This is a genomic window from Microcoleus sp. S13_C5, assembly GCF_036700845.1.
Lineage (GTDB): Bacteria > Cyanobacteriota > Cyanobacteriia > Cyanobacteriales > Microcoleaceae > Microcoleus.
In genome coordinates this window covers 1-20,290 of the sequence record NZ_JAUBPR010000046.1, presented here as the reverse complement: position 1 = coordinate 20,290, position 20,290 = coordinate 1, and the positions used below count along the sequence as shown (strand labels likewise).

Annotated in this window: 16 protein-coding genes; 10 read left to right on the top strand and 6 right to left on the bottom strand. The window is 44.4% G+C overall.

Going from position 1 to position 20,290, the window contains the following annotated elements:
• The first annotated feature begins 7 nt into the window (after positions 1–7).
• From QUA04_RS14340 to QUA04_RS14310, 7 genes are all read left to right on the top strand, one after another.
• Positions 8–949: a glycosyltransferase family 2 protein gene (locus tag QUA04_RS14340; RefSeq protein WP_333258023.1), complete on the top strand. Its 942-nt coding sequence runs from the start codon at positions 8–10 to the stop codon at positions 947–949.
• Positions 950–973: 24 nt separating this feature from the next.
• Positions 974–2,227 (top strand): glycosyltransferase family 4 protein, encoded by a 1,254-nt coding sequence (locus QUA04_RS14335; RefSeq protein ID WP_333258022.1) that lies wholly within the window; start codon positions 974–976, stop codon positions 2,225–2,227.
• Between the two features lie 62 nt (positions 2,228–2,289).
• Positions 2,290–3,198 (top strand): glycosyltransferase family 2 protein, encoded by a 909-nt coding sequence (locus QUA04_RS14330; protein ID WP_333258021.1) that lies wholly within the window; start codon positions 2,290–2,292, stop codon positions 3,196–3,198.
• A 1-nt stretch (position 3,199) separates the two neighbouring features.
• Positions 3,200–4,360, top strand: a complete 1,161-nt coding sequence (locus QUA04_RS14325; RefSeq protein WP_333258020.1) for a glycosyltransferase family 4 protein — start codon at positions 3,200–3,202, stop codon at positions 4,358–4,360.
• A 42-nt stretch (positions 4,361–4,402) separates the two neighbouring features.
• Positions 4,403–5,689 (top strand): glycosyltransferase, encoded by a 1,287-nt coding sequence (locus QUA04_RS14320; protein WP_333258019.1) that lies wholly within the window; start codon positions 4,403–4,405, stop codon positions 5,687–5,689.
• Between the two features lie 59 nt (positions 5,690–5,748).
• Complete coding sequence (locus QUA04_RS14315) at positions 5,749–6,831, top strand: NAD-dependent epimerase/dehydratase family protein (protein ID WP_333258018.1); 1,083 nt, start codon at positions 5,749–5,751, stop codon at positions 6,829–6,831.
• 76 nt (positions 6,832–6,907) lie between these two features.
• The gene (locus QUA04_RS14310; RefSeq protein WP_333258017.1) at positions 6,908–7,753 is read left to right on the top strand and encodes a WecB/TagA/CpsF family glycosyltransferase; all 846 of its coding nucleotides are present in this window, start codon (positions 6,908–6,910) and stop codon (positions 7,751–7,753) included.
• A gap of 473 nt (positions 7,754–8,226) precedes the next feature.
• Here the strand turns inward: QUA04_RS14310 and QUA04_RS14305 are convergent, their stop codons facing one another.
• From QUA04_RS14305 to QUA04_RS14285, 5 genes are all read right to left on the bottom strand, one after another.
• On the bottom strand, positions 8,227–9,165 hold the full coding sequence (locus QUA04_RS14305; protein WP_333258016.1) for a class I SAM-dependent methyltransferase: 939 nt from the start codon (positions 9,163–9,165) through the stop codon (positions 8,227–8,229).
• 742 nt (positions 9,166–9,907) lie between these two features.
• Positions 9,908–11,167, bottom strand: a complete 1,260-nt coding sequence (locus QUA04_RS14300) for a glycosyltransferase (RefSeq protein ID WP_333258015.1) — start codon at positions 11,165–11,167, stop codon at positions 9,908–9,910.
• A 768-nt stretch (positions 11,168–11,935) separates the two neighbouring features.
• Positions 11,936–12,895: a DUF362 domain-containing protein gene (locus QUA04_RS14295; RefSeq protein ID WP_333258014.1), complete on the bottom strand. Its 960-nt coding sequence runs from the start codon at positions 12,893–12,895 to the stop codon at positions 11,936–11,938.
• A 125-nt stretch (positions 12,896–13,020) separates the two neighbouring features.
• The gene (locus tag QUA04_RS14290) at positions 13,021–13,347 is read right to left on the bottom strand and encodes a hypothetical protein (RefSeq protein ID WP_333258013.1); all 327 of its coding nucleotides are present in this window, start codon (positions 13,345–13,347) and stop codon (positions 13,021–13,023) included.
• A 173-nt stretch (positions 13,348–13,520) separates the two neighbouring features.
• Positions 13,521–14,945 carry an aspartate ammonia-lyase gene (locus QUA04_RS14285; RefSeq protein WP_333258012.1) on the bottom strand — a complete coding sequence of 475 codons (1,425 nt, stop codon included), beginning with the start codon at positions 14,943–14,945 and terminating at the stop codon, positions 13,521–13,523.
• A 295-nt stretch (positions 14,946–15,240) separates the two neighbouring features.
• On the opposite strand from QUA04_RS14285, the gene QUA04_RS14280 reads away from it, so the two are divergent.
• The 3 genes from QUA04_RS14280 to QUA04_RS14270 all read left to right on the top strand — a co-directional run bounded on the left by QUA04_RS14280 (position 15,241) and on the right by QUA04_RS14270 (position 19,784).
• Positions 15,241–15,690 (top strand): hypothetical protein, encoded by a 450-nt coding sequence (locus QUA04_RS14280; protein ID WP_333258011.1) that lies wholly within the window; start codon positions 15,241–15,243, stop codon positions 15,688–15,690.
• Positions 15,691–15,951: 261 nt separating this feature from the next.
• Complete coding sequence (locus QUA04_RS14275) at positions 15,952–17,817, top strand: hypothetical protein (RefSeq protein ID WP_333258010.1); 1,866 nt, start codon at positions 15,952–15,954, stop codon at positions 17,815–17,817.
• Between the two features lie 281 nt (positions 17,818–18,098).
• Positions 18,099–19,784, top strand: a complete 1,686-nt coding sequence (locus QUA04_RS14270) for a DNA repair helicase XPB (RefSeq protein ID WP_333258009.1) — start codon at positions 18,099–18,101, stop codon at positions 19,782–19,784.
• On the opposite strand, the gene QUA04_RS14265 is transcribed toward QUA04_RS14270, so the two are convergent.
• Entirely contained in the window at positions 19,785–20,189 is a 405-nt protein-coding gene (locus tag QUA04_RS14265) for a hypothetical protein (RefSeq protein ID WP_333258008.1), read from the bottom strand.
• Positions 20,190–20,290: the final 101 nt, after the last annotated feature.

Here is a 20,290-nt window from a genome sequence, read left to right as displayed (position 1 = left end):
CGCAGAAATGTTCAATCACCAAATCCAAACACCCGTCGCTTTTATCATTTTCAAACGTCCAGATACAACGGCTAGAGTATTTGAGGCAATTCGTCAGGCGAAACCTCCCAAATTGCTAGTAATTGCTGACGGCCCACGTCCAGATAGGCCTGGAGAAGATCAAGAATGTGCGGCCACTAGAGCTATTATTGACCAAGTAGATTGGGACTGCGAAGTTTTGAAGAATTACGCAGACGTAAATCTCGGTTGTCGCCTGCGGGTTTCTAGCGGTATGAATTGGGTGTTTGATACGGTTGAAGAGGCCATTATCCTTGAGGATGACTGTCTCCCTCATCCTACTTTTTTTCGCTTTGCTGAAGAATTGCTGGAGCGTTACCGAGACGATCAGCGGATTCTGTCAATCTCTGGTCAAAATGTTCAATTTGGGCGCAAAAGAACTGATTATAGTTACTACTTTTCTCGCTACAATCACTGCTGGAGCTGGGCGAGTTGGAGGCGAGCTTGGCAGCATTATGATTTAGATATGAAGTTGTGGCCGGAAATTCGGGATGGTAATTTTTTAATGGATGTACTGGGAGACTCCCATGCTGTAAAAGTTTGGACAAATACTTTTCAGCTTTGTTATGAAAAAAAATTACAGAGTTGGGCTTTTCAGTGGACATTTGCTAGTTTTATTCAAAATGGTATGAATATTCTTGCAAATGTCAATTTAGCTTCTAATATCGGACATGGTGTAGGGGGAACTAATACGGAGGATGTTAACAGTCCTTATAGTAATATGCCTGTAGAAGCTATAACATTTCCGATGAAACACCCAGCCTTTGCCATTCGGGATGCACAAGCAGATAATTTTACTGAAAATACTTTATATGATTACGATCCGCCCTTGCTAAGGAAGGTGCAAAAAAAAGTCACTAAACTTTTGAAAAAATCCGGCAAAGTCAGCTAGAAATTTAGAGGAGAGGCAGGGGAAATGAAGGTTGTACTTCTCAATAGTTCTGATAGTGAAGGGGGGGCTGCCCGCGCCGCTTATCGACTGCACCAAGGTTTCCAGGGAATTGGTGTGTCTTCGCAAATGCTGGTGAAACATAAGAGTAGTGGTGATCAAAATGTACTTTTATCACAGAAAAGTTTTGCCAATAAGTTTGACAAGATTATTTCAAGTGTATCTAACTTGCCACTCAGACTTTATCCTCAGAGAAATTCGGCGATATTTTCTACAGAATGGCTGCCAGATTACCTAGTGGATAAAATTCCTAAACTTGAGCCGGATATTATTAATTTACACTGGGTTTGTGGGGGTTATTTACAAGTAGAAAGTATTCCCAAGTTTAAGCAGCCCTTAGTTTGGACGCTGCATGATATGTGGCCTTTTACAGGTGGATGTCATTATAGTGAAGATTGCGATCGCTATACTCAATATTGTGGTAGCTGTCCGCAACTTCACAGTAATAAAGAGTCTGATTTGTCGCGGTGGGTGTGGCAGCGGAAAGCTAAAGCTTGGAAAAAGCTTAACCTAACTCTGGTTAGCCCTAGTGTTTGGTTAGCTAAATGCGCTAATTCTAGTTCTTTATTCAAAGATTTTCGAGTTGAAGTAATTCCTAATGGCATCAATACTCACAAGTACAAACCCATAAATCGTCACTGGGCACGAGAAATCCTGAATTTACCTCAAGATAAACAAATTGTACTCTTTGGAGGTGCAGGTGGAACGGGCGATCGCTGGAAAGGATTTAACTTGCTCGTACCCGCTTTACAAAGCCTCAGTAAATCAGGCTGGAAAGATAGAATAGAGTTGCTGGTTTTTGGCTCTTCTGAACCAGAAAATCCCATTGAACTTGGCTTTAAAACTAACTATTTGGGGAGACTTGCAGATGATATTTCCCTAGCCACTGTTTATGCAGCAGCAGATATTTTTGTCGCCCCTTCCGTGATAGATAACTTGCCAAATACAGTCATGGAAGCCCTTGCTTGTGGCATCCCCAGCGCCGCATTTAATATTGGGGGACTGCCCGATATGATCGAACACTGCTCAAATGGCTATTTAGCTAAACCTTATGAAACAGAAGACTTAGCGCGAGGAATTGCTTGGGTTTTAGAAGATCCGAATCGCCATCAAAAACTTTGTATTCGCGCCCGCCAGAAAGTGGAACAAGAATTTACTTTAGACATACAAGCAAATCGCTATTTGTCTGTTTTTAACGATCTTGTGTCCACTCCAAAGTAAAAATCAGATTTTACGTAGTAAATTTTACCTGGCTATCGCTAAAAGCCACCCCATTGCGAATAATGAACCGTACTAAAATCGCCGCCCTTTTAACTTGCTTCAACCGCAAAGATAAAACATTAGCTTGCTTAGAGGCTCTTTTTAAGCAGGCACTTCCAGCAGATGTTGATATTTTAGCCTATTTAGTCGATGACGCCAGTACCGATGGCACCAGCGAGGCAGTTCGTCAAATCTATCCTCAAGTCAATATTTTTTCCGGCGATGGAAACTTATTTTGGAACGGGGGAATGCGTCGCGCTTTCAGCGAAGCAATGAAAGATGATCCCGACTACTACCTATGGTTAAATGATGACACTCTTATTTATCCAGAAACCGTAAGTGTCTTGCTAGAAACAACTCAAAAATTATTAGAAAAAGGGGAAACCAAAGCCATCGTTGCCGGTTCTACCTGCGACCCCGAAACGGGTCAAACAACATACGGCGGTGTGGTGCGAAATAACCCTTTGCACCCATTCCGATATGGTATCCTAGAACCAACAAAAGAGCCTCAGATGTGCGATACTATGCACGGCAACTGCGTATTAATTCCCCGCAGTGTTGTGCAAATGGTCGGCAACCTCGATCCGGCTTTTGTCCATTATATTGGCGATTGGGAGTATGGTTTACGAGCCAGACAGAAAGGATGTACAGTTTGGATTGCTCCTGGCTATTTAGGCACTTGTTCTCTCAACCCCCAGGTGACCAAAACGGCTGCTGATAATTTAAGTGAAGGATTGGATAAAATGAGCAAACCGAAAGGTTTATCCTTCAAAGATACTACCCTGCAACCGGCTCAAGAGTGGAAAGTATTTACTCAGCGGCATGGTGGCTGGTTGTGGCCAATTTATTGGCTGCTACCTTATCGCAGGTTAGTTTGGCTTTCAGTGTTGAGTAAACTGGGATTGACTAAAAACAAAACTGAAGGTGAATAGGATGGTTGATAGAAATGAACTCCGCATTGCTTGGCTTGTCCCGGAAGTGGAACTGGGAGCTTACTGGCAGCCTGTTTTGAGGGAATTTACAAAAATTTTTAAGAATACTGTATTTTATACTGGTCGTGTTTGGTCGGGGTTCGATCCGACCCTGCCGGGAGCATCGGCAATTCAGTTGGTAGGGGAGACTAAATTTGTCGAGACGGAAAAGATAGAAACAGGATACGATCGCGGATTTATTGTAGTATCGCCTAGTATTATCGGCTATTTGCTAAAATTTAGACCTCATGTGGTCTTCCCCCAAGCTTTCTCTTTGTGGACGGTAATTGTTGCGTTTTTAAAACCGCTACTGAGGTGGAAAATCGCCATTATTTACGATGGTAGTTCCCCAAATACAGACTTTCGAGATTCCAGTTTTAGGACATTTGTGCGCCGCATCCTTGTGCGGTTTGCCGATGCTTTTGTTGCCAATAGCAATGCGGGTAAAAAATATCTGATGGAAGTTCTCAACGTACCGGAGGATAAAATTTTTACCCGAACCTATCTCGTACCAGATGCGGGAGCTTTGCTGGAACGATTGGATCAAACTCAGCCACCAAACTTGCAGTTGAAACGCCCGATTTTTCTCTATGTAGGGCGCATAACGGCTAGAAAGGGAATTAAAACGCTTTTAGAAGCTTGCGCTATTCTTAAAAATCAAGGTTATGTTGATTATTCGCTGTTGATTATTGGCAAGGGAGATCAGCGGGAAGAACTGGAAGCATTTATTAAAGAGTGCGATTTTGAAGAGCAAGTAATGTGGGCGGGATGGGTGGAGTATGGAAATTTAGGTGCTTATTTTCAGCAAGCTGATATTTTTGTGTTTCCTACTTTTGAGGATGTCTGGGGTATGGTTGTACCCGAAGCGATGGTGTTGGGAAAACCAGTATTGTGTTCAAATGGTGCAGCTTCCTATGAGTTAATTATGTCAGGCGAGAACGGTTATATCTTCGACCCTAGCAGTGCTAAAGAGTTAGCGGAGAAAATGCAAGCTTTTCTAGATAATCCTGATTTGATAGAGTCGATGGGAGAGCGTTCACGACAGATAATTTCTCAAAAAACGCCGGAAACAGCAGCTAAAGCTTACGTCGAAGTTACATCTTTTTTGATGGAGAATAGGTGAAGCAAGTTGGGCAACGGATTTTTTAAATGATTTAACGGAGGGATGGAAGAGGGAAGAGGGAAAGATTACCAATTACCAATTAGCAATTACTACTTAGCCATGAAAGTTTTATTATCTGCGTTTGCTTGCGAACCGAATCTCGGCTCCGAAGAGGGAGTAGGATGGAATACTGTTATCCAATCTGCTAAACATCACGAAAGTTGGGTATTTACTCGCACGTTTTGTCGATCGTACATTGAAGCAGAACTAGAGCGGAACCCAGTACCCAACCTGCACTTTGTTTATTTCGATCCGTTTGGGTGGAGCGAAGATTGGAAGGGGAAACAAGGATTGCTGCAACTTCACTACTATCTGTGGCAAATCTGGGCTTATTTTATCGCTCGGAAGCTCGATCGCGAAATTGGTTTTGACATAGTACATCACGTAACTTATGTCAAACATTGGTCTCCAAGTTTCCTGGCGCTGTTGCCGCATCCTTTTATTTGGGGGCCTGTGGGGGGTGCAGAAGCAGCACCAAAGCCTTTTTGGCAAGATTTTAGCCGCCGGGGAAAAATTTACGAAACGCTGCGGGCATTGGCTCAAAGCGTAGGAGAACGCGATCCGTTTGTGGGTCTGACGGCGCGCCGCAGTGCCGTGGCGCTGGCAACTACGGAAGAAACCGCAGCCAGACTGCGATTTCTCAAAGCAAAAAATGTGAAGATTTTCTCACAAGTCGGTTTGTCGCAGCAGGAAATTCAAGAACTAGAGCAATTTCCTACCCCGCCAGAGCAACCAATTAGATTCATCAGTGTTGGTCGTCTCTTACACTGGAAAGGGGTACACTTGGGACTCCGTGCATTTGCGGAGGCGAAGCTGGAACAATCGGAATACTGGATTGTCGGAGACGGCCCGGAAAGGCAGCGCTTGGAAGCTTTAGCCACAGAATTGGGACTCGCAAATAAAGTATTTTTTTGGGGAACTTTATCTCGCACGGAAACTCTTTCTAAAATGGGGGAGTCTCACGTTCTCCTCCATCCGAGTTTGCATGACTCTGGAGGTTTTGTTTGCACGGAAATGATGGGGGTTGGCCGTCCGACGATTTGTTTGGATTTGGGGGGCCCGGCTACTCAAGTGACGGCTCAAACGGGGATTAAAGTGGCTGCTACTGACCCCGATCGCACTGTGCAAGGTCTAGCAGAAGCTATAGTGTGTTTAGCCCAAGATCGTGAATTGCGAGATCGCTTGGGTCGATCGGGTCAAACGCGCGTCAGGGAAATCTATGATTGGGATGTTAAAGGTTTATTCTTTGCCCAATTGTGCGAAGATGTATTCGATAGGAAATCAGGATAACTTCTGATGGGTTCGAGCAGGCAAAACAAAGAAAACTATATTTTTTCAGGCGGTGAAACGTGGGCGTTGCAATAATTACTGGCTCGGCGGGTTTAATTGGTTCTGAGGCGTGTAAGTTCTTTGCCAAACAAGGCTTAGATATAGTTGGCATCGACAATAATATGCGCCAGTTCTTTTTTGGTGCTGATGGTTCTACAAACTGGAACCGCCAACTGCTCGAAAAGTCTTTGGGTACCAAGTATTATCACTTAGATGTGGACATTCGCGACTATGAAGCGATAACTAATATCTTTCAGCGGTACGGCGAGTCGATCGAATTAGTAATTCACACAGCAGCCCAGCCCAGCCATGATTGGGCTTCCCGTGCTCCGAAAATAGACTTTACCGTCAATGCCAACGGCACTCTCAATCTTCTAGAAGTAACTCGCTTGTACTGTCCTAAAGCGGTTTTCATTTTCACTTCTACCAATAAAGTATACGGGGATACGCCTAACAGTTTGCCTTTAATTGAATTAGAACACAGGTGGGAAATTGAACCAGGGCATACTTACGAAAGCGGCATTCGGGAAGATATGTCAATAGATCAGTGCTTGCACAGTTTGTTTGGTGCTTCTAAGGTAGCTGCTGACGTTTTAGTCCAAGAATACGGTCGATATTTTAATATGAACACCGCTTGTTTTCGCGGCGGCTGTTTGACGGGTCCAAATCACTCAGGAGCTCAATTGCACGGCTTCCTCGCCTACTTGATGAAGTGTGCCGTGACGGGAACTCCTTACACTGTGTTTGGCTACAAAGGCAAGCAAGTCCGCGATAACATTCACAGCGCGGATTTAATTTCGGCATTTTATGAATTTTATAAAGCTCCCAGAAGTGCCCAAGTTTATAATACAGGAGGAGGCAGGTACAGCAATTGTTCGATGTTAGAAGCTATCCAGATGTGCGAGGTAATTGCGGAGCGCAAGTTTAACTGGACTTATGCTGAAGGCAATCGCATAGGCGATCACATTTGGTGGATTAGCGACAATTCAAAATTTGCCAGTCACTATCCCAACTGGAAAATGAAATATAACGTTAAACAAATCCTACAGGAGATTTATGAATGTAACCGCGAGCGTTGGCTGAAAGAGGATTCCAATGATTAAGCGGGGCAAAAAAATCTGCTGGGAATTTGGGTAAACGATTGAATAAGACAAGGTTAAAAAATCTTAGGGGAGATTTATGAGTGTAACCGCGAGCATTGGTTTAAAGAGGTGTTCCATGATTGATAAAGGGAAAAAGAATGTACTCGGCATTTTAGTAAATGCCGTTAATTATGAAGCGGCTGTTAGCAAAATTATTGCGGCAGCCAGCGCCGGAAAACCAATGTCAGTTTCTGCTCTCGCGGTTCACGGGGTAATGACTGGGGTTCTCGACAGCACTCATCGTTATCGGATTAATCACATTGACTTAGTATTGCCAGACGGACAGCCGGTCAGGTGGGCATTAAATTGGCTCTACCATACGGAATTGCCCGATCGAGTTTGCGGGCCGAATGCGATGTTACAAATCTGCGAACGTGCGGCAGAAGAAGGATTACCTATCTATTTGTACGGCTCTCAAGCTTCTGTACTGGAAGCTTTATGTCGCAATCTCTGCCAGCGTTTTCCCAAGTTAATTATTGCTGGAACTCAGCCTTCTAAATTTAGGCACGTTTCGCCCCAAGAGAAACAAGAAATTGCCCAGCAAATTCGCAACAGCGGTGCAGCAATTACTTTTGTCGGTTTAGGGTGTCCCCGGCAAGAAGTCTGGGCTTACGAATACCGGGACGACTTATCAATGCCGTTGATTGCTGTAGGTGCTGCTTACGATTTTCATGCGGGTAATTTGGCTAAATCTCCTGAGTTTTTATCTAAGATAGGTTTGGAATGGCTATTTCGGATGATTAAGGAACCCAAGCGCCTCTGGCAGCGGTATGTTTTTTTGAATCCGCTTTATATCTGGCTGTTTTTGCTACAAGCTTTGAAAATAAAACAGTTCGACCCCACAGACGCCACGCCGCCTGTAGAAGAAGTATTATATGGTTGAAATTTAAAAGTTTCTTGTGAATTATGGGTGCTCACAAGAAAAAAGTAAAAAAGCAAACACATAGTAACTAATTGTTTTGAGTGCAACTGCGATCGCCTATTCAAGAAAATTTATATCAAACCCGGTGGCATCCTAATTAGAGTGGGAGCTTAAGAGAGCGCGATTTGGGTAGCGAGATCTTAAGCTCCGATTGACATGATCCAAATATATTATTCCGATACCACCGGAAACGATATTACGCCAGAAAAAAATTTTTACATTATGTATGTCGTAAGCTGCGGACTGCACACCTTACATACAAAGTTGGTGCGTCAGTCTCGATCGAGTCAGGTGGATTGCTGGGTCAATAGTCGCATTTTGTTTGGCTGTACTCCTGGCATGGGGGATGATCGCAGGGGAGCGCAAAAGTATGGTGAGTGTGTAACCAAACTTGATAATCAAACTTAAAGTTTATTGCCCTTACCTCGATCTTGCTATGGCTTTTGTGCCACAATCCGGATCGAATCGTACTTGTTTTCATCAGCAGCAAAAATTGTTTTCAGCAGTAGCTTCCAAGCTTGGACTTTACTGTTTTCTTTGGGCTTTACTATCTGATGAGATGCCATTGAATCGAACACACTGAAAATTTTTCTTTCATCATTAATCCAAATGTTGTCAAATTGGCGATAGTAGCCATTAAACTGGGTAGAAATTATCTCAAATCCTACTTTTTCACAGATAGCGCGAAAGCTCTGCGGTGTGAAGAAATACAAATGCCTTGGTACATCTAGATGCATCCATGCAATCCCTGATGACTTCAGCCCAATACAAGAGTTATTTGGTACTTCCATCACCAATTTGCCACCATCCACGAGCAACTGCATGGCATTGCGGAGCGCAAGTAAAGGATCTCTGGTATGTTCGAGTACGTGGTTCATCACAATTATTTCGTACTGTCTAGACTGAACTTCCGGGGGCAAAGATTCAGCAGTACCAGAAAATACATTAAGACCTCGCTGCTGGGCCAAAACTAAAGCTTGTTGATCGGGTTCTACGCCCCAGACTTTGTGACCATCTGCTTGCAGTTCTTGCAGCAGGTGCCCGTTGGCGCAACCAATTTCTAATATCGAGGAGGAAGCAGTCCCGAACTGTTGTTTCCACCATTTACTTGTGACATCTACTCCGCGATCGAAACGCCAAGCTAGATGGGTACGCACTTTATCGAAGAAGGAAATAGAAGAGGCAGATAGGAAGCCTGTAAAGTCTATATGATGAGTATAATACTCATCGATGTCGTAGAAGCTGGCGATTTTGTTGAGTTCGGGTAGAGGATGAATGCATCCAAGTTGTGACTTTTCGCACCAGTACAATTGAAATGACTCTTTGTTTCGAGGTCTGCGCCAATCACCGGGTATGAATAGCCACGGTTTCATACTCTGTCCCGATATCGGGCAGACGACGGTAGGGCTTAAGCACGTTTGACTTTGCATTTTAGTTTTCCTTACTTAGAAACTTGATGTATTAATAACAACTCATGTTGGAGCAATCCGGGACGTTATGTACCCGTGATAATTGCGGAATCAGAGATACAGCAGATGAATGCCTAAAACTTATGAAGTTTTGGGAATACAATTGCTGAGGCGGGGTTTTCAGGTAACATCGAATTTAAGCTAACGCATTTAACTGGGTTTGTCACTTTTGATAAAAAACTACACCTTCAGCGAGCGGGCTGTGAGTAACTTTTTCTCTAGTTAATAACTTAGCAACAATTCAAGTATAAATTAAGTTATAAATAGGGTAGGCTCTAGGCTATGATAGATACAAAAAAAAGCTTTTGTGCCTTGGTACTTAAATAATGACGTAGTTGAGTTGACAACATTTAAACTAAAACCCCTGTTAGTTTGGTCAGTTCAGGTGGACACGAAAATGAGTTGGTCGCTTGATGGTTTAGAGTTGCTGTGGGAGCTGGTAGTTGCAAAGAAAACGTAATTCGTTAAAGCAGGCTTGAGAACCTATTGAGGAAGAGCGATCGCCCAGTCGAGTTGGATGCTATTAAGCTGGAAAAAAACATCTAAATCTAAGGGCGATCGCTCAGCTCAACCATTGCCTTTACAAGACCTCCGATTTCCGGGGCTACCTTAATGAAACCTGTCTCAATCATAGGCAGAAGGATTCTTAAGGCAGTTTACTGTACGCCAAAACCATATCTGGAGCATCACATACTTGAGTTTCGGTGACTTGACTAGGCCGTCTTGAGTAGGCAATAGCTTGCATATGTTTCATGCGAGCTTGAAAAGTCTTCTCAAATGTGTGCTGTTGAGCAAACTTCAGCGACTTGAACGACATCGATTTAATTTCTTCCCGGTTGTGGCTGAGTTCTGCAATTTTCTTCGCCATCTGTTTAGGCTGATTCATTGGCACAACCCATCCTGTCTCCGACATTTCTGCAATTCCCTGGAATGCTTCGTTAGCATACCCAACAATCGGCACGCCACCAGCCATCGTTTCTATGTAAGTACAAGAAGGATCGCCCTGCCGATGACAGCAAACAAACAAATCAATATTGTTTTTCACAAAGGGGAAAAACTCTGTTTTAAAGTCAGGCACTCCGAGCATTTTCACGCAATCATTAAGTTGATGGGCAGCTATTTGCTGGTGCATCATCTCTTCTAAGTCACCAATACCACTGATGAACATTTCAAATTTCACCTTCAGTTGCTTGAGTTCTCTAGCGACCTCAAGTAAATGATCGGCTCCTTTCATCTTAATTAGGCGACCTGAGAATACTAGCCGGAGAGGCATATCTTGAGAGCGCTTTTCAGTGCGTCCTTCTATGTCCGCTTCTGTTGCTAACATATCCTCTCTAATCCGCGTGTCCAAGAACAAATGTGGGTTGCGATTGAGATGCTTGTATTCTTGGTAGGTAGGGGTGCCGTTGCACTGCAATCCCTCTGCCATTGCGATCGCCTTGCGCTGCTTATATTCCTGACTGTAAGTCCAGATTATTCTCCGCAAGCGGATCAGGGGATTGCGCGTACTCACATTCACTATCTGTTTGCGAGTTTTCAGACTGTATTCGGAAACGTAAATACACGGTACTCCCGCTATTTTACACACTTTACTGATATGGTTCTGTCTGTATTCCGGGGCTGCCAATACCAGCGCACTCTGATGCTGATGTAGTAAAGCTGGGGTGATTTGATCAAAAGAAATTATTTCCAGTTTGAATGGCAATTCATCAAGTTTGAATATTTTTGCATCCATCTGGCCGCTGTCTTCTTTCGTTTCTTCCATCATCACAGTAATTGAACCAGACCAATACGTGGCTAACTCACCAACTGCTTCTATCAACTTGCGGGTCAGTAAAACTTCACTGTTTGGCAAAAACTTTGCTTTGAGTGGCTGTACGATTGTCAGATTGTTGTTAGTAAGCATAGGTGAGGTTCTCCCTGATTTTAAGTTTTTACTGTTGATGCGGTAGTGAATCTTTGGTGTACTTGGCAATGGCTGTTGATCGATCTATATAACAGACATCTACCGAATTTAAATTTCGTCGCCTGATACGAGCAGCATTTCAGACTCTGTTTCGGAGATATCTAATACTTAAGATGGAGCCAGCAACTTGATTAGACCTTTATTATTTAAGGTGAGGTCTGTTTGATATGTCGCAATCATCTGCGATCTACGTATAAGTGTCAATAACCTTTTCCGAGCTTTACTCAATCTTTATAATTTATCGGTCAATTATAAAGAAGAGCGCAATTTTAGGGTAAATTTGGTTAAAATAAGGGCTGTTATAAATATTTGTACTTAAGTAACATCCTGTAACTGCTTCTAGGTACCAAGAATGAGCGCGAGTTGCGAGTACGGCGAGACCAATGCTTTCAGTAAGTCCGCGCGAAAAAACACCCATAGGTAAAGGAGGGCAAAGCCTCCAAATGCTCTCTAAGTAAGTCCGCGCGAAAAAACTTCCCTATGTAAATAAGGGCAAAGTCTCCAAATGCTCTCTACTGGCTGACTTAAACCTGTTTACATAGTGTTACATTATGAGGTTGAATCCGGCCTACCTACTGAAACCATAGAGTTATAACAAATTTATTAAAAGTTTACATAAATAGATATGTTGTAACATAATAATATTTCTTTACAATTCAAGGCAAAGCAGAAGGAATAAAAAAAGAAATTCTATCCCTTCTCTCTTCGCTAATGCGAAGCCTTGATGCTGAACTTTTCTTTAATAAACCGGATATAAAGGTGCTTGAAAGCCGACTTCACCACGCGGGGCATACCAAAGTCTATCGGCATCATGCTTTCCGGCAACTTCCAATCCAAAACCTTGAGATTTTCCGGCTGCAAAAGCGGAAAATCAATCGCCTCTAAATTCGAGCAAAGTCCCAATCTTATCGCCGCAGCTACAGTCGGAACCGTCGCCGGATCGGCATTAATGATTTCAACTAAAGTTCTGTCCAAAGCAAACACATCATCAGAGGCGCCCAAAATTCCTAAAAACTTAGGTTCGCCGCCGCTTGGCCCGTTACCTTCGTGGCCGATAATGCCATCCAAAATTGTCAGATTTGGGTTAATTGCCCGGGCAGTTTCTACCAGCATTTCACCGAATCTAGCGCTATCTTTGCCAGCTTCCATGTGCCACCAAGCCTTCATTTTGCCTGGGACGCAGCCAAACAAATTTTTGACGCCCATTGTCACGGTTAATTGAACGTGAGATTTGAGTTTGGGCAAGTTAATCACTACATCCGCTTCCATTGCTTCTTTGCAAATTCGCAGATGATTGAAATCTTCGCTGACAGTTTCGTAGCGTTTTCCTTGAAACTCAACTACTGGTAAATTCAGTTCTTCCAACAGTGGCAAATAACCGTTGGCTTTGGCTACACCCATAGCGCTACCAAAAGCTGGACTATCCCCTAAAAAGGGTTTTCCTCCCGCTTCAATGACCATTTTAGCGACGCAGTAAACCAATTCGGGGCGGGTGACGCATTCTTTTGTAGGGCGAGAACCCGTGAGGAGATTTGGTTTGAGTAAAACCCGATCGCCCGATTTGACAAAAGCCGAGATTCCGCCCAAGGGTGCGAGCAAACTTTCTAAAGATGCTTGCAAAATTGGGCGATCGTATGAATTGGCGCGAATTAAACTAACAGCAGACATAATTATGAATTAATTGGTAATTGGTTATTGATCGGGAATAATCTCAATGTAACGGACGCGCCGAACACCCTAAGCAGGGCGATCCGCGCGCACTTTACCAAGAATAATCTCAATACAAATGAGTCTTAAGTATCCATCGCCAATCTACCAGCAGCAGCCCGCTGCATGGTACTAACTCGCAGCGAGTTAGAGAATACTCCTTGACCTTGTAGTTCAGGAATAGCAGGTTTAACTTCAACTTTCACCAACCGGGCAGTACAGATAAAAACCGTTTGATCGGCTAAATGGAAAGTCAACCAAGGTTGACTTAACAAAGTCAGCACTTCGTCTTGGAATTCTTGTGCCGGCATCGGAATAGTAAACGTTTCTGCGTGACCTTCCACATAATGAAATGTCACTTGAGTTGTGTTCTCTTTATCTTGAGTTAATTTTGCAAAAGAACCTGCGCGCATAAATCTTGCTCCCAAACTTTAGACTATAAAAAAAATCAGAATTAAATCTAAAAAATTTGAATTCTGAATTGTTTAACTTTAACCTGTGACAGGGCTTAGGCAGAACTGAGAAGGCAGAAGGCACAATTAAATCGAGTTCAGCCTTCTAGTTTCTAGCTGATACCTCTGAGATCCTAAACGTTAGCAGAAGATCCCGGCATCGCACTCATTTTCTCTAAATCTAGAACTTTGGCCAAGTCTTCTGCACTCATTAAACCCCGTTCTAGCACAATTTGTCGCAAAGATTTGCCCGTTTCTAAGGATTCTTTGGCGACGGCGGCGGCGTTGAGATAGCCAATGTGAGTGTTGAGGGCGGTAACGAGGGCGAGACTACCTTCAGCATAAGCGAGACACCGATCGCCCTTAGCTTCAATTTTGGCGAGGCATTGTGTAGTCAGCGCGCTGATGGTATTGCCTAAAATTTCGATGCTGTGAATCAGATTGTAGGCAATCAGGGGCATCATCACGTTCAATTCTAATTGTCCCGCTTGGGCTGCCAGGGCGATCGCGCTATCGTAACCCATAACTTGAAAACAAACCATCGATGTCATTTCTGCCATCACAGGATTGTATTTTCCCGGCATAATGGACGAACCGGGTTGCACAGGAGGCAGTTGAATTTCTTTCAAACCTGTTTTCGGCCCTGAATCCATCAAACGCAAGTCGTGGGACATTTTAACGCAATCCTGAGCGAGATTTCGCAGTGCACCGGACACATTTACAAACGGTGCCATACTCTGCATAGCTGCCATTAAATGCCTTGCTGGTTTCAGGGGGTGGTCGATTAATTCTGAGAGAATTTCGGCAACTTTTTGACAGTATTCAGGGTGAGTATTTAACCCTGTTCCAGCCGCACTTCCCCCCAATCCCAGAGATGTCAAATCATCGGATGCCCTGTCAATTCTCAAAGTATGTTCTCTGAGAATTTGCGCCCAAGCGCCGAAGGTATCGCCGAGTCGAACCGGCACAGCATCTTGCATATGAGTGCGGCCAGATTTAACAATATCTTTGAACTCTTCTGCTTTGTTTTCTAGGGCGAATACGGCATCCGACAAAGCCGGAAACAGAGTTTTTTCTAACGCCAACAATCCGCCGATCCGAATTGCAGTCGGAATCACATCATTTGTCGATTGACCGTAGTTTACATGATCGTTAGGACTAACGCGCTTGTAGTTGCCTTTTTCATCGCCTATAATTTCCAAAGCGCGATTTGAAAGAACCTCATTAACATTCATGTGGTGAGAAGTTCCGGCGCCGGCTTGGTAGACATCAACTACAAATTGATCGCGCAATTTGCCAGCTAGGATTTCATCTGCTGCTTGGACAATTGCTTGACTGATGTCTTGGGGAATGCAGCCGAGTTCGCCATTGGCGATCGCCGTTGCTTTTTTAATTAAAACACAAGCATCAACGTATGTTGATAAAGGCTTAATGCCGCTAATCGGGAAATTTTCAACTGCGCGCAGGGTTTGGATGCCGTAGTAGACATTAGATGGGATTTGTTTGTCTCCCATCGAGTCGCTTTCTGTGCGATAGGTTGCGGTTGGCGTTTGAGTCATATCGTCTGGTTTCTGAAGGTTTTTGTGCGTCCTGGACTGGCAATTTTTTTGGTAACACGGCTGACGGGCGATCTTACTTTTGGGCGCGCGCCGGCAACTTTACAGTAATGCATAAGTCCCGATCGTACAAAATTATCCCACATCTTAGGCTTCAATCTAAAATCTCCAATTTTAAATCGATTGACAGTTGGCAAAAGCTAAAATTAGTCGATCGGCAAGGGCGATCGCACGCACACAAGGCGAGTCAGCTATAATCATACAAGTAAATCCCTTTCACTCATAGTGTTAAACTCCCATGAACAAACCAGCAAAAACTTTCAAACACCCGCTAAATATTTTGATAATCGGCTTAAGTGCCTCGGCAATTTTTCCGGCTTCAGTAAAGGCTATATCCAGCATTGTTCCCACCGCAGCCATCCCGGAAAAACCGGCGATTTTAATGAGTCAGCGTCAGCAGGAGATTCAGTTTAAGCGCGGTGCTAGTTCAGCGGAATTAAAAGGAGGAGTAGCGCGCGGCGAAGTCCTGATTTATCTGATTAGCGCCAAAAAAGGTCAAACCATGAATGTTGAGATCCAATCAGTTGAGGGAAATGCTGTTTTTAAGGTGGTTGATCCCAATACAAACGCCGTAGCTGAAGGAGAAAAAAGCTGGTCGGGAGAAGTGTCCCAGACGGGAAAATATCAGATAGTTGTTGGAACGGAACGAGGAGGTGCTAGTTACACTCTATCAGTTTCGATCAAGTGATTGTATGGTGCGTCGCCCCGAGATATTCTAGCTGCTTGGAGATTGTTGGTAGCGACGCACTCTACGTTCTAGAGTAGTTCTGTAATTCCGGGTTTTTTAGATAGCCTACTTCTGTAGTTTATCAGATAAAATTGGCGTGTTTAACAATAAATATTAAACCCTACTTCGGAATTTTGTAACAAAAATTTAAGTGAGAATTTTCGGAAAGTTGTTATATTGGGTAGCACAAACAATTTTGCAGCAGGCGAATTGCCAAAAATTATGCCGCGTTACCAAACCCTAGATGATGTTCCTACCCTCCAAGAGGCACTCGAAGGAATAATTGTTGAAGATTTAAAAAAGCTGAATGCACTGTTGTCGGGCGATCGTAAATTAACCCGCAAAGCTGACCTGGTTGCTGGGATTAAAGAGCAAATGCAGGGACAAAAACTTAAGCAAGTTTGGGCGCAATTAGACGACCTGCAAAAAGCCGCCGTAGCGGAAGTTATACATGGATCAGGTGGTGGCTATGATGCCGATGTATTTATGGCGAAATACGGACAACAACCAAACTGGGGAATGAGCGATCGCTATGGATACAACCGAGAACCCTCCCTACTATCCTTGTTCTTCTACGGCACTGCGATACCATACGATCTGGAAGAAAACTTGCTGAAGTTTGTGCCAAAACCTCAAGGAGTTTCCTTAAATCTGGTTGGCGATGTACTGCCAGATAATTTTATAATTCGTGTAGAAAAACATAACTTTCGTACATCTCAAAGAGAGGTATCCGAGTACGAACTTCCTTTGACAACTTGTGAAATGGAACGCGCAGCCCCAAAGGATTTGGAAGCAGTTTTGCGTCTGATTCAGTCGGGCAAAGTTGCCGTTAGTGAGAAAACCGCGTTACCTGGTGCCGCAACTCTGAAAGCGATCGCCGCCGTATTGCAAGAGGGTGATTTTTATAACGACGAACAGCGCCAAGCTACCTTGGAAAAGGGCGATATATTCTACGAGGTTGGTAACATCAAATCCTTTGCTTGGGCCGCGATCGCCCAAGGGAGCAAATTCGCCGAACTATCGGGCAAAAAGCTTGTTTTGACCAAAGCGGGACAGAAAGCTTTGCAAGAATCACCTGCCAAAGGATTACAGACAGCATGGAAGCGCTGGTTAAAAACAAACACTTTTGATGAATTTCGCCGCATTGATGCGATTAAAGGGCAAACCGGCAAAGGCGCGCGCGGCATGACAGCGGTGGCGGGGCGGAGAGAGGCGATCGCCTCAAGGCTAGCAGAATGTCCTGTCGGTAAATGGATTCTGTTTAGCGAATTTAGCAGGTATATGTTGGCAACCGGCAATCGGTTTGAAGTAACGCGCGATCCCGACAATCTATATATTTCTGAATTTGGGTACGGTAACTTAGGATATTCGGGCAGTCACGATTGGCATATCCTGCAAGAAAGATATATGCGCTGCCTGTTGTTTGAGTATGTTGCTACCCTGGGAATAATTGATGTTGCCTATGCCGATCCGTCCCTCGTACCCAGCGATTTTGACGATCTTTGGGGAACGGACGATTTGAGATTTCTCAGCCGCTACGACGGCTTAATCTCTTTTCGCCTGACAGCTTTGGGGGCTTACTGTTTGGGATTGACTCAAAATTACACCCCGCCAGCAATTGAGTTCCGTCAAACACTCCGCGTACTGCCCAATTTAGATATTGTTGTAGCAGGAGAAGGCATTGCGGCATCAGATGCGATCGTCCTCGATCTCTATGCTAAAAAAGTTTCAGATGTCGTCTGGCAACTCGATCGACAAAAGCTATTTACCGCGATTGAAGCCGGATACCCGCTAGCAGAATTTAAAGAAGTTTTAGAGACAAGAAGTATCGAACCGCTACCCGAAACCGTACAGCGATTTCTGACGGATGTTACAGAAAGAGCGAATAGTTTGCAAGATGTAGGAACTGTCAAGTTAATCGAATGTACAAACGCCCATTTAGCTGTGTTGATTGCCAATGATTCCCGTACCAAAAAATTCTGTCAGCTAGCGGGCGATCGCACTTTAGCAGTTCCATTATCCCAGGAAACTAAATTTCGCAACGCCCTGCGGCAAGTCGGCTACGTCTTACCCCAGCGGGATAAATAATACACCTGATACTATTAGTGTCAAAAATCACCCGAAAACCTTTTTATCTTTCGTTTATAGCTGAGTCCAGATCCCCCTAAATCCCCCTTAAAAAGGGGGACTTTGAGTATTTGTAGGGTGCGTCGCTGGCGATAAATCCTAAAAAAAGATCGACAATCTCAATCGCGACGCACATTATAACATGGACTGGAGCAAATCCACCAAACTTTTCTGTTCTAACAAACTTATTCCGTCTTCCTTCTTCCCTCTTCCGTCTTCCTTCTTCCCTCTTCCTTCTTCCTATGACTTACGTTCCCGAAAATGCTTTGATCGTGCAAAGCGATCGATCGATCTTACTAGAAGTTCACGCTCCCACAGCACAAAAGGCGCGAGAAGCGATCGCCCCTTTTGCGGAATTAATCAAAAGTCCCGAACACATCCACACCTATCGCATCACGCCCCTCAGCGTGTGGAATGCGCGGGCGGCGGGAATGCCAGTCGAAGAGGCGATCTCCGCTTTGCGAAAGTATGCCAAGTATCCCATTCCTGAGTCCGTAGCGCAGGAAATTGAACTGTTGGGGGCGCGGTATGGATTAACTGTAGTTGAAAGAATCGATGCGGCTAGCCCCGATTTACAACTGCGAATTGCCGATTTGCCCCTAGCGGAATTGCTGGTACGGGACGATCGCGTTAAACCAATGTTGGGCAAGCGCATCTCGGATCTTTGCTTTCAAGTCGATGCCGGGAATCGCGGCGTACTCAAGCAAGCTTTACTAGCGGTGGGCTATCCCGCAGAAGATTTGGCTGGATATGTGGAGGGTGCCGAATTAGGGATTTCTTTGCGCGATCGTACTTTAGCGGACTTGCCCTTTAACTTGCGTGCTTATCAACAAGAAGCAGCAGAGGCATTCTATCAGGACGGGGAGGTAAAAGGTGGAAGTGGGACGATCGTCCTACCGTGCGGGGCTGGTAAAACCATAGTTGGGATGTTAGCGATGAGTTTGGTAAAGCAAAAGACACTCATCCTCACCAGCAGTTTGACTTCAGTGCACCAGTGGCGCAGGGAAATATTAGACAAAACGAGCTTAACTGAGGATGCGATCGCTGAGTACAGCAGTGTCACCAAACAGACGGCTGGTGTCACCCTATCGACTTACCAAATGCTAAGTTATCGATCGAATAAAGATGATGAATTCCCGCATTTCGAGTTGTTTAACGCCCAATCGTGGGGACTGATTATTTATGATGAAGTCCATCTATTACCTGCACCGATATTTCGGATCACGGCTGAATTACAAGCACGACGCAGGTTAGGTTTAACTGCGACATTGATTCGCGAAGACGGGAAAGAAGGCGATGTATTCACGTTGATTGGGCCCAAGCGCTATGACGTACCTTGGCGCGAATTGGAAGGGCAGGGATTTATTGCCACTGCGAATTGTACGGAAATCCGCGTCGCCCAAAATGAGGCGGAAAAAATGGAATATGCCCTAGCGCCCCGCCGCAGCCAGTTTCGGATTGCTGCGGAAAATCCGGGTAAGTTGGATGTGGTACAAAGTTTATTGCAGAAGGAGGCGGGACACCGTATTTTAATTATTGGTGAGTATCTCGAACAGTTGGATGCGATCGCCAAAATTACCCAATTGCCTCTGATTACGGGGAAGACAAAACAGGCTGAGCGCGATCGCTTATACGAAGCATTTCGTCACCAAGAGATTCCCGGATTAATTCTATCTCGCGTGGGCAATTTTGCCGTCGATTTACCCGATGCCGATGTGTTGATTCAAGTATCGGGAAAGTATGGTTCTCGCCAAGAAGAAGCGCAGCGCCTCGGACGAATTCTCCGCCCCAAAGCCGACGGACACAATGCCAGCTTTTATACATTAGTCTCGCTACAAACTTGCGAGGAAGATTTCGCGCGACACCGCCAACTCTTCCTCACCGAACAGGGCTACAACTATCGCATAGAAGTTCAAAAAGATGTTTAGTCAGCGATGGATAAATTCTTGGTAAAACTGCTCATGCAAACCTACGAAATTATCCATCCCCTTCTTTGTCAGATACCCGCTCTTCTTACCAGTGTGCGGGTTTTTTGCGTAGCTATCAATTTCTTTTGAAACCTTAGGATTCTCGCTCCACCTAATGTTGAACGCTGCATACTTTGGGAAAAAGGTCATTGCTGCATAAGCATCAATGTGGTCATGTATCCACCATGCCAATGCTGTCCAATCTTGAGTGCGTTCATAGTAAGGGATGAATGATGTAACAATAATACATACTGTTGCTCCCATATACCCCTCTGAATCTTTTACGTCCCAGATATGTTCTGCATAGTTGTCCTCATTACTGGCACAGCCGTACTGATTTTTATTCTCTGCTCCTTTGGCGTTCACCGCACAAGAACGATAGGCTGAGCGGATAAGCTGCTACGCAGCTAAACCGGATAAAATAGCATTGCCTTTATTTTTGATTTTTCGATCCCATTTAATAACCA

What these genes read in the sequence shown, in the direction of transcription:
- QUA04_RS14340 (WP_333258023.1), top strand. Translation starts at nt 8, where the DNA reads ATGTTCAATCACCAAATCCAAACACCCGTCGCTTTTATCATTTTCAAA.
- QUA04_RS14335 (WP_333258022.1), top strand. Translation starts at nt 974, where the DNA reads ATGAAGGTTGTACTTCTCAATAGTTCTGATAGTGAAGGGGGGGCTGCC.
- QUA04_RS14330 (WP_333258021.1), top strand. Translation starts at nt 2,290, where the DNA reads ATGAACCGTACTAAAATCGCCGCCCTTTTAACTTGCTTCAACCGCAAA.
- QUA04_RS14325 (WP_333258020.1), top strand. Translation starts at nt 3,200, where the DNA reads ATGGTTGATAGAAATGAACTCCGCATTGCTTGGCTTGTCCCGGAAGTG.
- QUA04_RS14320 (WP_333258019.1), top strand. Translation starts at nt 4,403, where the DNA reads ATGGAAGAGGGAAGAGGGAAAGATTACCAATTACCAATTAGCAATTAC.
- QUA04_RS14310 (WP_333258017.1), top strand. Translation starts at nt 6,908, where the DNA reads ATGAGTGTAACCGCGAGCATTGGTTTAAAGAGGTGTTCCATGATTGAT.
- QUA04_RS14305 (WP_333258016.1), bottom strand. Translation starts at nt 9,165, where the DNA reads ATGAAACCGTGGCTATTCATACCCGGTGATTGGCGCAGACCTCGAAAC.
- QUA04_RS14300 (WP_333258015.1), bottom strand. Translation starts at nt 11,167, where the DNA reads ATGCTTACTAACAACAATCTGACAATCGTACAGCCACTCAAAGCAAAG.
- QUA04_RS14295 (WP_333258014.1), bottom strand. Translation starts at nt 12,895, where the DNA reads ATGTCTGCTGTTAGTTTAATTCGCGCCAATTCATACGATCGCCCAATT.
- QUA04_RS14290 (WP_333258013.1), bottom strand. Translation starts at nt 13,347, where the DNA reads ATGCGCGCAGGTTCTTTTGCAAAATTAACTCAAGATAAAGAGAACACA.
- QUA04_RS14285 (WP_333258012.1), bottom strand. Translation starts at nt 14,945, where the DNA reads ATGACTCAAACGCCAACCGCAACCTATCGCACAGAAAGCGACTCGATG.
- QUA04_RS14280 (WP_333258011.1), top strand. Translation starts at nt 15,241, where the DNA reads ATGAACAAACCAGCAAAAACTTTCAAACACCCGCTAAATATTTTGATA.
- QUA04_RS14275 (WP_333258010.1), top strand. Translation starts at nt 15,952, where the DNA reads ATGCCGCGTTACCAAACCCTAGATGATGTTCCTACCCTCCAAGAGGCA.
- QUA04_RS14270 (WP_333258009.1), top strand. Translation starts at nt 18,099, where the DNA reads ATGACTTACGTTCCCGAAAATGCTTTGATCGTGCAAAGCGATCGATCG.